Annotated in this window: 10 protein-coding genes; 5 read left to right on the plus strand and 5 right to left on the minus strand. The window is 57.0% G+C overall.

All coding sequences use genetic code 11. The features are described from left to right. Positions 1-13 precede the first annotated feature (13 nt). The 3 genes from AC5S3R_RS05335 to AC5S3R_RS05345 are packed head-to-tail and all read left to right on the plus strand — an operon-like array spanning position 14 to position 3,113. Positions 14-1,438: an APC family permease gene (locus AC5S3R_RS05335; protein ID WP_494265948.1), complete on the plus strand. Its 1,425-nt coding sequence runs from the start codon at positions 14-16 to the stop codon at positions 1,436-1,438. A 12-nt stretch (positions 1,439-1,450) separates the two neighbouring features. Next, the gene (gene purQ, locus AC5S3R_RS05340) at positions 1,451-2,146 is read left to right on the plus strand and encodes a phosphoribosylformylglycinamidine synthase subunit PurQ (protein ID WP_494265950.1); all 696 of its coding nucleotides are present in this window, start codon (positions 1,451-1,453) and stop codon (positions 2,144-2,146) included. Between the two features lie 52 nt (positions 2,147-2,198). Next, a complete protein-coding gene (locus AC5S3R_RS05345; RefSeq protein ID WP_494265952.1) occupies positions 2,199-3,113 on the plus strand; it encodes a DsbA family protein in 915 nt (304 codons plus the stop codon). A gap of 176 nt (positions 3,114-3,289) precedes the next feature. On the opposite strand, the gene AC5S3R_RS05350 is transcribed toward AC5S3R_RS05345, so the two are convergent. Then, positions 3,290-4,018, minus strand: coding sequence for an SDR family NAD(P)-dependent oxidoreductase (locus AC5S3R_RS05350; protein WP_494265954.1), 729 nt, complete (start codon positions 4,016-4,018; stop codon positions 3,290-3,292). A gap of 208 nt (positions 4,019-4,226) precedes the next feature. Beyond that, on the minus strand, positions 4,227-4,706 hold the full coding sequence (locus tag AC5S3R_RS05355; protein WP_494265956.1) for a carboxypeptidase-like regulatory domain-containing protein: 480 nt from the start codon (positions 4,704-4,706) through the stop codon (positions 4,227-4,229). Between the two features lie 859 nt (positions 4,707-5,565). Here AC5S3R_RS05355 and groES point away from each other — a divergent pair. Together groES and groL are read left to right on the plus strand one after the other, a co-directional pair. Continuing rightward, positions 5,566-5,874: a co-chaperone GroES gene (groES, locus tag AC5S3R_RS05360; RefSeq protein ID WP_494265958.1), complete on the plus strand. Its 309-nt coding sequence runs from the start codon at positions 5,566-5,568 to the stop codon at positions 5,872-5,874. 117 nt (positions 5,875-5,991) lie between these two features. Beyond that, a complete protein-coding gene (gene groL, locus AC5S3R_RS05365; protein ID WP_494265960.1) occupies positions 5,992-7,662 on the plus strand; it encodes a chaperonin GroEL in 1,671 nt (556 codons plus the stop codon). 170 nt (positions 7,663-7,832) lie between these two features. On the opposite strand, the gene AC5S3R_RS05370 is transcribed toward groL, so the two are convergent. The 3 genes from AC5S3R_RS05370 to AC5S3R_RS05380 all read right to left on the minus strand — a co-directional run bounded on the left by AC5S3R_RS05370 (position 7,833) and on the right by AC5S3R_RS05380 (position 12,554). Next, complete coding sequence (locus tag AC5S3R_RS05370) at positions 7,833-8,057, minus strand: hypothetical protein (protein ID WP_494265962.1); 225 nt, start codon at positions 8,055-8,057, stop codon at positions 7,833-7,835. 285 nt (positions 8,058-8,342) lie between these two features. After that, on the minus strand, positions 8,343-11,963 hold the full coding sequence (locus tag AC5S3R_RS05375; protein ID WP_494265964.1) for an outer membrane beta-barrel protein: 3,621 nt from the start codon (positions 11,961-11,963) through the stop codon (positions 8,343-8,345). 114 nt (positions 11,964-12,077) lie between these two features. Beyond that, entirely contained in the window at positions 12,078-12,554 is a 477-nt protein-coding gene (locus AC5S3R_RS05380) for a carboxypeptidase-like regulatory domain-containing protein (protein ID WP_494265966.1), read from the minus strand. Between the last annotated feature and the right edge of the window lie 322 nt (positions 12,555-12,876).

Genomic DNA, 12,876 nt, shown 5'->3' on the forward strand with positions numbered 1-12,876 from the left:
TGCTGCGCGAGGCATGAGTGAGAGTTCCGGCCTGAAAACTAAACTGAAGCGTGGCATTGGGTTTTGCGACCTAGCATTGTTTTATGTCATTAGCTGCTTGAGTATTCGCTGGATTGCAAGTGCGGCGGCGGCTGGGCCAAGCATCCTTGTTATCTGGGTTGCGGCGCTGGTGGGGTTCTTTTTGCCGCTTGCGGGATGCGTGATGGAGTTGTCGTCGCGGTATCCGCAGGAGGGTGGCATTTATGTCTGGGCGCGCGAAGGGTTTGGGGATTTTGTTGCGTTTCTGACTGGGTGGACCTACTGGATGAGCAACCTGCCTTATTTTGCGGGCGTGCTCTACTTTGGGGCGGCTTCTGCGCTGTTTGCTTTTGGGAAATCCGCGCAGGGACTGAGTGCCAGTCCGGTTTACTACTTGCTTTTCTCGGTTGTAGCGCTGGCTTTGATTACGGTGCTCAACATTCTTGGCGTGAATGCCGGCAAATGGCTAAATAATCTTGGCGCTTTGGCTACACTGGTTCCGCTGGCGGCGCTGCTGATGTTTGGTGCGGTGTGCTGGTGGCGGTTTGGGTCGGTGACACGGTTTGATTCGGCTGCGATGGTTCCGCATTGGTCGCTGGGGAATGCGGTGTTCTGGTCTACGGTCTTCTTTGCATTTTCGGGGTTAGAGTCGGGTTCGGCGATGGGGGATGAGATTGTGACCCCGCGGCGGACGATTCCGCTGGCGATTGTGGCGGGCGGTGTGTTGCTGACGGTTGGATATATTGCCGGGACGACGGCGCTTCTGGTGGCGCTGCCGAGTGATGCGGTTGGCGGGCCAGATGGGTTTATTCATGGGATTGCTCTGCTGAGTGAGAAGCTGCATGTGGGCTGGTTTGTGGCTCCGGTGGCATTGCTGGTGGCGCTGAATGCGGTGGGCGGTGCTGCTGCTTATCTTTCTTCCACTTCGCGGCTGCCATTTGTGGCGGGGATTGACCGCTATCTGCCATCGGCGTTTGGAGAGATTCATCCGAAGTTTCGGACGCCCTGGATTGCGATCGGCGTGTATGGGGTTGCGGGGATTGTTGTTGCCGTTTTGAGCCAGGCGGGGACTACGGTGCGCGGGGCTTATGACGTGCTGGTTGCGATGGGGTTGATTGCGTTTTTTCTGCCGTACCTTGCGCTGTTTGGGGCGATGATTCGGGTGCAGGATCGGGTGGTTGGGCCGGGGGTTCGGCGTGTTCCGGGTGGGAAGCCTGTTGCGATTGCGCTGGCGTGGATTGGAATTGCGAGTACGGTGGCTACGATTGTGCTTTCGATGTTTCCGCCGGATGATGATCCGAACAAGACGCTGGCGGTGGTGAAGATTGTGGGCGGTGCGGCGGTGCTGGTGGCGGCTGGCGTGGTTGTGTTCTGGGTTCGGCGCGGGACTGCTACGAAAAAAGCCCGGCTCGAAAGCTGATAACCTTAGAGTATGAAATTCGGCGTGATTGTCTTCCCTGGCTCCAACTGCGACCATGACACCTACAACGTGATTGCGGAGATTGCGCATCAGCCTGTTGAGTTCCTCTGGCATGACTCCGAGGATCTGAAGGGCGTGGATGCGGTGCTGGTTCCGGGCGGGTTTGCTTATGGCGATTATCTGCGGACGGGAGCGATTGCGCGGTTTTCTCCGGTGATGGGTGCGGTGAAGAAATTTGCCGCGGGCGGCGGAATGGTGCTGGGCATTTGCAATGGGTTTCAGATTCTTACCGAGTCTGGCCTGCTGCCCGGCGCGCTGATGCGCAATGCGGGGCTGAAGTACATCTGCAAGCAGGTGCATCTGCGGACGGAGACGGCTAATTCTGCGTTTACTAATTTGCTCAAGAAGGGCGAGGTGCTGGAGATTCCGATTGGGCATGCGGAGGGCAACTACTTCTGCACGCCAGAAGAACTGGCCCGGCTTGAGGCTGAGGACAGGATTGCGTTTCGCTATGCGACAGCTGATGGGGATGTGACGGCTGAGGCGAATCCTAATGGTTCGTTGTCGAATATTGCTGGTGTGCTTAGCGAAGGGCGCAATGTGCTCGGCATGATGCCGCATCCGGATCGGTCAAGCGAGAAGCTGCTTGGATCGGCAGATGGATGGAAGATTTTTGAGTCGATGATTGCGGCGTTGGCGGCGAAGTAAGACAGCTTTCGACTTGATGTTTCTCGGGACAAAGAAGAGGCATTTCTTCGCAATGAAAATTCAATTGCCAATCCTGGTTTGCGCATTCGTGATTGCCTACTTTGGATTGCAGATTGCTGCGCAAAACCCCCAGTCTTCTTCTGCAATCCCTCTGGACCGCAAGATAGAGCTCATGGTTCGTTCTCAGTTTAGTATTCCATCGAGTTGCGAGATCAAAATCACATCGCGTACGCCTAGTTCTATTCCTGGATATGACACGCTTCACTTATCTGTCATCAACGGTCGCGACAATGTGGATGCGGATTTTTTGATTTCTTCCGATAACAAGACGCTTGCGCGGCTTGATAAATATGACCTGAACGAAAATCCTGCTTTGTCGATAGATATGCAGGACAGGCCGGTTCGCGGAAATCCTGATGCTCCGGTCACGGTTGTTAGCTATGACGATCTTGAATGTCCGGTTTGCGGCAGGATGCACTCGATTCTCTTTCCGGAAGCGTTCAACCGTTATGGTGACCGAGTGCGGTTTATTTATAAGGACAACCCGCTGACCAATATTCATCCGTGGGCTTTGCACGCGGCGGTGAATGCGCATTGCCTTGCGAACCAGAGTGCTGTTGCTTACTGGAGCTATGTTGACTATGTTCACACGCACGGGCAGGAAGTGACGGGAGAACCGTTTGATGCGGTGAAGAGCTATTCGACACTAGATAAAATTGCTGCGGAGCAAGGCTCTAAGGCGAACGTGAATGAAAATCAGTTAGTAGCCTGCTTGAAGACGCAGGACGAAGCACCAGTGCTGCAATCCATGAAAGAAGCGGCTCGGCTGAGGCTGAACTTTACTCCTGCGTTGTTTGTGAACGGTGAGGAAATTCACGGGCTTACGAATGAGAGTGATGTGTGGACGGTGATCGATCGGGCGTTGCGCGAGACTGGCGTGCAGAAAACCACCGGGACAGCTAAATAATCCGATTGAATACCTAAAGCCTGCCTTGCAACTACAAGAGCAACTGCAAAAACAACCGCAGATCCTTCACTGCGCCTGAAAAGCGGCTACGCTCAGGATGACACTTCTTTTGGGGTGCGGGCAGATTGATTGGCAGGGCTTTAGCCCTGCCCTACCTTACGAAATCTGATCTTCTATTAGAGGCCTAAGCCGCCGTCTACTGGGAGGATTTGGCCGGTGATGAAGCTGGCTGATGTGGCGAAGTAGAGGACGGCTTCGGCTATATCGTTTGGGGTGCCGCTACGCTGCAAGGGGGTTTTGGCGATGATGCGCTGCGTGGTTTCTGTTGGCTCGGGGTCCATGTCGATCCAGCCGGGGGCTACTGCGTTGACTGATACTTCGGGGCCGAAGGATTTGGCCATTGTTTTGACCAGCATGTGGACGGCGGCTTTTGACGAGCAGTAGTGGGCGTGCGTGGGCCATGGGTGCAGGCCGCCTAAGGAGCCCATCTGGATGATTCTTCCCTTTGTGACGCGGAGGTATGGGAGGCATTCGCGCGAAAAGATGAAGGGGGCGCGGGTGTTGGTCTCGAAGATGGCGTCCCATTGCGCGGTGGGCATGGTGGCCAGATCGGCGGTCTCGTAGTTGGCGGCGTTGTTGACGAGGATGTTCAGGTGGCCGTGGTGCTTCAGGGTTTCTGAGACTGCCTGCTTGATTTCCTGCTCGTGGCGGACGTTGCAGCGGATTGCGTTTGCTTTGCGGCCTAATGCTTGTATGTCGGCTACGGTTTGTTCGGCTTCGTTTTTGCTGGTGTTGTAGGTGATGGTGATGTCAGCGCCGGCTTCGGCTAGTTTTAACGCGATGGCTCGGCCGAGGCGCTTGGCTGCGCCGGTTATCAGGGCGGATTGGCCATTCAGAGGTAGCAAGTCAGCGAGTCAGCAGGTTAGCGGTTTGTGCTGCGTTGAGGATATCGCTATTCCACCCTTGCGACAGGAAAAGTTGTAAGAATGAGGCACCCAGTGATTCGATCAAGCGGGGGATAAAGGCCATCCTGTTTCTTAAGGAGCTTTTCGGCACGACTGAAGTCGTGCCCTGATACAAAGCTCCATTCCCACTGATTACTGCGGCGGCATATTACTGCTGGGGCTTTTGCTGGTCCGGCTGGGGAGCGTCGGGCTTTTTTTCTTCGGGGTGGTCCTTGTAGATGCTGTACTGCTCACCGGGGCGCTTCATGCGGATTTCTACGCCCATTTCGGACTGGTCTACCTTGTAGTCCTTGCCGAAGGTCTGGAAGCCCTTGGCGATGACCTGCACGCGGAGCGTAGAGCCGGTTTCGATGACGTCGATGAGGGTCTTTCCGTCTTCGTCGGTCTTCAGCTCCATGTTGCCGTTGTCGTGGCCTTCCGCGGTTAGCTCATGGAAGATTACCGAGGCGTTCTCGATGGGCTTGCCGCTGGAGTCACGGAGGACCGTGATGTTGATGCGCGAGGTTGGCGGCGGGGCCTTGTACTTGCGGCCACGCTTTACTTCCTGCGCGTGGAGGCTGATAGCGGTGAGCGAGAGCACGAGAGCGGCAAGGATGGCAAAGGCGCGAACTGACTTACGGCGAATCATGAGCTTCATTTTATCTGGTTGGACGGATGGTGTGGGGATGAGGGAGCAAAAGGGGTCGTGGACACAGGTTGCAGGTGGTAGTTTTTCCTGTTTGCACTTAGAAGTGTGCAGAAAATAGGGATTTTTTGCCCTTATTGTTTTTACATATATAACAGAAAAATATGCTAGTTAAGTGTCTAAAAATGGGATGTCCGTGGGGGGGGAGGGGGGGACCCTCCGGGCTTACAAAATTACAGAAGCACAGATTCTTAGGTAGGGGGAGGGTAGCTTATTCTGCCCCGGAAAATGCTACGGCCCGATTGCGTTGGCAATTGGGCCGTTTTTTTGTGCATTTTTAGTGTGGCATAGAAGGAGTTAATTGTACGCAAATGATTCGGTGGAAAAGTTGGAACGATGGGGTGGCGGACTTTGGTAACTACGTAGACCGGCTGCGAAAGCAAAACCTCAGGGGCTAAAGCCCAGGGCGTTTCGGCCGGAGATAAATCCTCGCCCTACCAGTAGTCGTGCCCTGACACTTCTTAACTCAGTTGAAAATCAGGTAAGGAACTGGCTAAGAGCAACTGCAGATCCTTCGATTCCCTGCGGTCGCTCAGGATGACAGTGCCTGGGATATTGGTAGGAGGTGCGGATCGATATGAGTGCAATTCACTCAAGTTTTACAGATTGCCGCTTGACAACTTCCGGTGCGGCTTTCTAATTTAGCAGTTGGAAGGTTAGAGTGCTAGCACCGCTGGGAGCAGATTGCTTATTCCGGGTGCCACTTCACCGGCCAAAGATTTAGCCGTACCTGTTTCAAAACCTAAACATAATGACACAAGCCGGGCTGCGCCCGCCTTGTGTGTTGAAGGAGAAGGAAGCAATGGCAGCAACATCTGTAACGACCTTTACTCCGCTCCACGATCGCATCCTGGTTCGCCGTCTTGAAGAGACGGAGACCGTTCGTGGCGGCATCATCATTCCCGACAGCGCGAAGGAAAAGCCCCAGGAGGGCGAGGTCATCGCAGTTGGCAAGGGTAAGTCGAACGACGAGGGCAAGGTTTTCCCGCTGGATGTGAAGGCTGGCGACCGCGTTCTCTTCGGCAAGTACTCTGGCACCGAGATCAAGATTGACGGTGAAGAGTTCCTGATTATGCGCGAAGAAGAAGTTCTGGGAATCGTGAAGAAGTAAACGCGCTTCGCGCGAGTTTTCAGTTGTCAGTGGTCAGTGATCAGAAAAGACACTGGCTGGTATTTAGGCGTACCTGACAACTGACCACTGATAACTAACTACTGTTAGGAGATTGAAATGGCAAAGCAGATTCTGCACGGTGAAGAGTCCCGTCAGGCTATTCTGCGGGGTGTAAACACCCTTGCAAATGCGGTGAAGGCGACGCTCGGCCCCAAGGGCCGCAACGTTGTGATTGAGAAGAAGTTCGGTTCGCCGACGATTACCAAGGACGGCGTGACCGTTGCCAAGGAAATCGAGATCAAGGACCCGCTCGAAAACGTGGGCGCGCAGTTGGTGAAGGAAGTTGCTTCCAAGACCAGCGACGTGGCCGGCGACGGCACGACGACTGCTACCGTTCTGGCGCAGGCGATTTATCGCGAAGGCGTGAAGACGGTTGCTGCCGGTGCGAACCCTACGGCTCTGAAGCGCGGCATCGACAAGGCCGTTGTGACTGTTATCGGCAAGCGCGATGCGAATGGCGTTTACAGCGAAGGCGGTGCGCTTGGTCAGCTTTCGAAGCCTGTTGACGAGGGCTCGGTGGCGCAGGTGGGCACGATTTCCGCGAACGGCGATGCCGAGATTGGCGGAATCATTGCCGAGGCTGTGAAGGTTGTGGGCAAGGATGGCGTCATCACGATTGAAGAGTCGAAGACGATGCACACTGGCCTCGAGACCGTGGATGGCATGCAGTTTGACCGCGGCTACCTTTCGCCTTACTTTGTGACGGATGCGGAGCGCCTTGAGGCGGTTCTGGATGATCCGTACATCCTGATCTACGAGAAGAAGATTTCGGCGATGAAGGATCTGCTTCCCCTTCTGGAGCAGGTTGCTCGCAGCGGCAAGCCGCTCCTCATCATTGCTGAGGACGTGGAAGGCGAAGCGCTGGCGACTCTCGTGGTCAACAAGCTGCGCGGCACGCTGAATGTTTCGGCTGTGAAGGCTCCTGGCTTCGGCGACCGCCGCAAGGCCATTCTGGGCGACATTGCTATCCTCACGGGCGGCAAGGCGATCACGGAAGACCTCGGCATCAAGCTGGAGAGCGTGAAGCTTGAGGATCTGGGCAGCGCGAAGCGCGTGACCATCGACAAGGACAACACGACCATTGTTGACGGCGCCGGCAAGGCAACCGAGATCGACGGACGCGTGAAGGAGATTCGCGGCCAGATCGAGAAGACCTCCTCTGACTACGATCGCGAGAAGCTGCAGGAGCGTCTTGCGAAGCTGGTTGGCGGCGTGGCCATCATCAAGGTGGGTGCGGCAACTGAGACCGAGCTGAAGGAGAAGAAGGCTCGCGTTGAGGATGCTCTGCACGCGACCCGTGCGGCTGTCGAGGAAGGCATTGTTCCGGGCGGCGGTGTGGCCCTGGTTCGTGCGGTTCCGGCAGTGCAGGAGCTAGTGAAGAAGCTGGAAGGCGACGAGAAGATCGGCGCCCAGATTGTGCTTCGTTCGCTCGAAGAGCCCCTGCGCCAGATTGTTGCCAATGCTGGTGAAGAGGGCGCGGTGGTTGTGTCGAAGGTGCTGGAGTCGAAGGACAAGACCTTTGGCTACAACGCTGCTACCGGCACGTTTGAGGACCTGGTGAAGGCCGGCGTTATCGACCCGACCAAGGTGACTCGTACGGCTCTGCAGAATGCGGCTTCGATTGCCGGATTGCTGCTGACCACCGAAGCGCTCGTTGTCGAGCTGCCCGAGCCGAAGGCTGCTGCCCCGGCTGGCGGTCACGGCGGCGGCATGGACGGCATGTACTAGGACTTCGCGTCCAGCGAACTGCGCGCTTTGCGCGCCAAAGACAAAGGCCCCCGGGGGAGAATCCGGGGGCCTTTTTGCGTTTGTTGCTTCGGGGGAAATGCTTTGGAGTGCGAGGGGGCGCACTGGTTCCCTGCTCTGCTGCTGGGCCTTTGCCGGGCGGGCTAGGAAGGCTACACGGCTACGGGGATGGGGCGCAGCGATTGCTTGGGGGCTACAAGGGGCTGCGGTTCGACACGCTTGGCCTGCGGCTTGATCCAGGCCGCAATCCAGGTGGTGGGAATGGTGAACTCGCTCCAGCCGCAGTCGGTACAGACGTGGATGTCTGGCGAAGGGGAGACTGGCGGATGACTGAGCGTGCGGGGGCCGTTACGGTAGAGGCGAATCTCTGCCGGCATGGTAACGCAGGAATCAGAATTGCACTTAGGACAAATCACTGTACACACCTCGGACAGAAGCGTTTCCGTTTGCAACACAGACAAATTAGGGTGGAGTTATCCACACTAATGTCTTTCCTAGTCGGCAATCAATGGGAAAACATGAGAGGAAGTCTAAAAAAGTTACGAAAACTTAGAGGCTTAACAGCCTTTTTATCTATTGGAAACTATTTTAGCGATTCCAGAAGGGTTGGCAAAGAAAAACGGGGCTCCTGACGGAGCCCCGTTTTTGGGTTTATGTGGCGATTAGAAGGTGAGATGCAGTCCCATGGTAACCATGCGGTTGCTGCCGATTGTGTTGTAGATGGAGCCGAAGTTCGCTGCGTTGTTGGGGCAGTAGCCCGCACCGCCATTCTGACCGGGGATCAGGTTGGAAGAACCGGCGAGGCACGAGGAACGCGCTCCCTCGGGAATTGTGGTCTGGAGCTGCGTGTCGCGGCCTGTGCCGGTTGCGTAGGGCAGCAGGTCGAGGTTCGCCTTGGCAGATTGCTGATCTTCTGACGTATTACTGGTGGCGATCTGGCCGTAGTTGACGTAGAAGTAGGCGGGGTCGCAGTTGTTGCCGGCTGCGATGGCCGAGTTGGAGCAGGCATTGTTCTGGCGAATCTGGGCCTGGTTCATCGGCACATCAAAGCTGGGCGTGTTGGTGAGGTTGTAGACGTTGAAGTCGTAGCGGAGGCGGAACTTCTCCTTGATGTTGAAGGTCTTGCGGAAGGAGAGGTCGAGGCGCTTCTGCGAAGGCTGCCGGAAGATGTTGCGCTGCGGCGGAGCGAAGTCGGTTTCGTATATGTCCTGCGGGTCATCGCCGGTGGAGACCGGGATGCCGTGGGTGCCGGGCTGCAGGTAGGTGATATTGATTTGCGATGGGTCGATAGCCGGAATGTAAGCGCCACCGGAGGTACGCTGGTTGCCGGTATTGCCGGTGAGAGCCGACTTGGGGTTGCTCGGGTTCTTGATGCCGAGGACCGGGTTCATGAGGGTCGGATAGTCGCCGAATTTGATGCTGCCGGCGGCGCCGTAGAACTCATAGAGAGAGAAGGGTTCGCCGCTCTGCATGATTCCGATGCCGGAGACTTCCCAGTCGTTGGTAAGCAGGGCGAGTGCCGAGCTTTCCCGGGCGGCGCTGGGAATCTTGTAGTCAAAGTTGGCGGAGAAGACGTGGGTGCGGTCGAAGTCCGACGAGGCCCATGAATTGCGAAGGTTCGAGGGATCATTGCCCGTGAAGAAGAGACCGAGATCGCTCTGCTCGTCGAGGGCATGGCTCCATGTGTAGCTTGCACCGAACTGGAGGCCGTGGGTGAGGCGCTTCTGCAACTGGGTCTGCAGGGCGTCATAAGCGGAGTTGCCTACAGTCTTGAAGAGTGCGGCGTTGGGGCTGAAGCCGATGTACTTGGTACGCATATCGGTGTTGCCGCCGTCTTCGGTGTTCCAGGGTTCGCCAGCGATGGAGGCATAATCGCAATCGCCGTATTCATTCTTGAGGCAAGTGTTCTGGTTGAGAACCTGGAAGCCGTAGCTGGCGGTTTCACCCCAGATGGGGTTGGTCGAAGTGGCTTCTTCCGGAGCGTTGAAGGGAATAGGCATGACGGCGTGACGACCGCGGTTGCCTACGTAGCCGAGGGTAAAGAGGAGATCACCGCGCGGCTGCCACTGCATATCGAACGAGTAGTTAATGGTGTATGGCAGAACGTTGTTGCGGGCATAGGAACCGAAGTTCAGCACCTGCGGACAATCGGTATAGCCCTCTTGATTGTCCTGAGCACCGCAATACTTGCCATATTGGCTGACGTAGCCGTGCGCGCTGACAAGCTGGTCAAGCGTAAGCTGGAGAGCCTGCGTGATGACGCCGGGGTCCGCGCTGGGAACGATGTAGGTTCCGGGAGGAGTGGCCTTGGGAGTGTTCAGAGCGGTTCCCATGGGATTGGAGAGGGTTTTGCCATTGCCTACGACGTAGCTGGCGAGCGGTGAGGATTCAGTAACACCGAAGGGGCCACCGTTGCCGCTGCCCGCGGGCTGCGAGAGGTACTGGAAGTTTTCGCCACGGTCGTAGTAGAGACCGACGGAGCCACGGAAGACGATGGTGTTGTGTGCCGATGAGGGCGACCATGCAAAGCCGAGGCGCGGCGAGATTCCCCATTGGCGACCGGTGAGCGTGGAGTCCGAGACGCCTGAGGTGGGGTGGTACTTGTTGTTGCCCGCGACGACAAAGCCTGCGTTGTTCACGGTGAAGCCGTCGGTGGTGTTACCCGAAACGTCGTACAGCGACGGCTCAAAGTTGAACATGTTGCCGTACCGTTCGGTAAGGCCGCCATGGAGATCATAGCGAACGCCGAGGGTGATGCTGAGGTTGGGACGCATCTGCCACTTGTCTTGCAAGTAGGCCGCAATTTCGTTATTGCGATAGTAGCGGTCGGCGGTGTTGCGGCCTGCTACAGGGTCAGTGGTTTCGAGGACGTTGGCAGCCTGAGACTGACCTTCGAGGAAGGTTTCAAAGTTCTTGGCTGTGATTTGCGCGATGCCCTGACGGTTGTTGGTGATGTTGAGTTGCGTATAGCTGTAGCCGCCGCCCACGTCGATGGTGTGGTTGCCTACGACCCAGATGAGGTTCGTGGAGGGGTTGAGGCGATTCTGATAGAAGCCGGTGTTGGCAAAGGAGCTGTATGGGCCGACCTTCGCTGCCGGGGAATCGTTCTGGTTGTAGGCGAAGGCCTTGAGGAGCAGGCCGGGGAGTCCGGCTGAGAGTGTGCCGGTGTTGCCGGTCATCCCGTCGCCGATGCCGAAGTTGGGGTCGCCTGAGCCGTTGGTGAGCGTCTGGTCATAGCCGCTATAGGCGGACATGCGGACGAAGCCGAGACGCTGTTCCCAGTTGAGGTGGCTGCTGAGGGCGATGGTGTTGTCGATGGTGCCGACCTGCGCGCCGTTGTGCTGCGATACAGGGAATCCGCCGACGGACGAGAAGCTATAGGGCGTGGTGACGGGGTCGTTCTGGTAGTAGTACTTGGCTCCAAGGCGGTCCTTCTCGTTGATCTGATAGTCAACGGAGGCTGTGGCCTGGTTGCCGGTCATGATGGAGTGGCCGATGAGCGTGACGTTGGGGATTCCGTACTGGTATTGCGCGCTGGTTTGTGCGGAGGGGATGAGGAAGCTACCGTCAGGCAGCTTGGCGTTCATCAAAGCCCTTGCGATGGGGTCGATGCCGGTGAATGAGTTTTTACCGGAGGTAGCGACGGGAGTACCGCCGTTCCAGCTTGTGAGGGCATTCATGATGCCGGAGTCGCTGCGGTCGTCGGTGAGGCCACTGGGCACAGTGAGTTGCGAGAGGGCCGTGGAGGTGTCGGACGATCCGAGGTGCTGGTAGGCGAGGAAGAAGAAGATTTTGTTCTTGTGGATAGGGCCGCCGATGGTTACACCGGCTGTCCAGCGCTGCAGGAAGGGGTTTTGAAGCTCCCGCGGGAAAGCTCCTACACCGTTCTGTGCAAGCTGGTACTGCTGATTGAAGAAGTAGGGGTCGGCGTTGAGCTCGTTGTTGGCGAAGGTGCCGTAGGCGGAGCCGTGCCAGTTGTTGGTGCCGGTCTTGGTGCTGACGTCAATCTGCGCGCCTGCGGTTGCGCCCTGCTGGGCGTCATACATGGAGGTGTTGACGCGGAGTTCGTCGAGGAAGTCAGGCGGAGGCGAAGGAAGCGCGTTACCGACAGAGCCGTAGACGGAGGTGCCGGTGCTGTTGGCTCCGGCGATGGTGGCTGCGCCTGCAGAGGAGGTAGCCGAGGTGCTGCCGCCGCCGATGTTGAAGTTGTAGCGTTGCGAGGTGAGGCCGGAGGCGGTCATGCCGTTGAAGAGGTTGGAAACGTCGGCGCCGTTGACCTGCATGGTGTTGGAAGTGGCGCGCTGTCCGTTGGCGAAGATGTTCTGGTTGCCGAGGCCGGCGTTGGCATTGAGGCCGCTGAGGAGTTCGGCATTGACGCCGGGAGAGAGTACGGCGAGCTACGTGAAGCTGCCGGTGGCGAGCGGCTGGATGGCGATTTGCTCGGAATCCATGGTGTAGCCGTTGGTGGCGTCGGTGGCGTTGAGAAGCGGGTTCGCGGTGACTTCTACGGATTCCGCAGTCTGGCCGACTTTGAGGACGACGGGGACGGTGGAGGCCTGGGCTTCACGGACGGCTACACCCGTTACATTGGTGGTCTGAAAGCCGGACTGCTCGACTTTAACAGCGTAGGTGCCGATGGGCAGGTTGAAGATCTGGAAGAAGCCGTTGCCCTGGGTGGTGGTGGTGCGGGTGACGCCGATGGAGTCGTCAGAAACGGTGACGGTGGCTTTGGGAATGGCTGCGCCGGAGGGATCGAGCACGGTGCCGTTGATGGAACCCAGCGTTTGCTGGGCAGAGAGGGGAGAGGAACAGGCCAGTACTGTCAAGAGCAACGAACACAGCACGGCCAAGCGAACCTGAAAACAACGCTTCATAATTTGCCTCACCAAAATTTGATTGACTTTCGCAACTTGCAACGTACGGGTACGCTCGCCGGGAGTTTTGATGGCCCTTATTTGGAAATATGCGAGCGCTACGCTGCGCGGACGTGCCACGCGGCGTGAATGTGTTACAGGATGCGCAGAGAGAAGGGTTTTGTACTTACGAATAGCCTGCCGAATTTCCAGTAGAAACCCGGTCTGGTACGGCTCTAACTCTTTGATGCTAAATAGCGAAGTTATGAAGTTACATGAAGAAATTGCAAAAGATGAGGCGTTTTTCGGGCTTAAACGGTGGAAAACAGGGGGATTTCCTCAT

The organism is Occallatibacter sp. FHG110214_02, assembly GCF_059115385.1.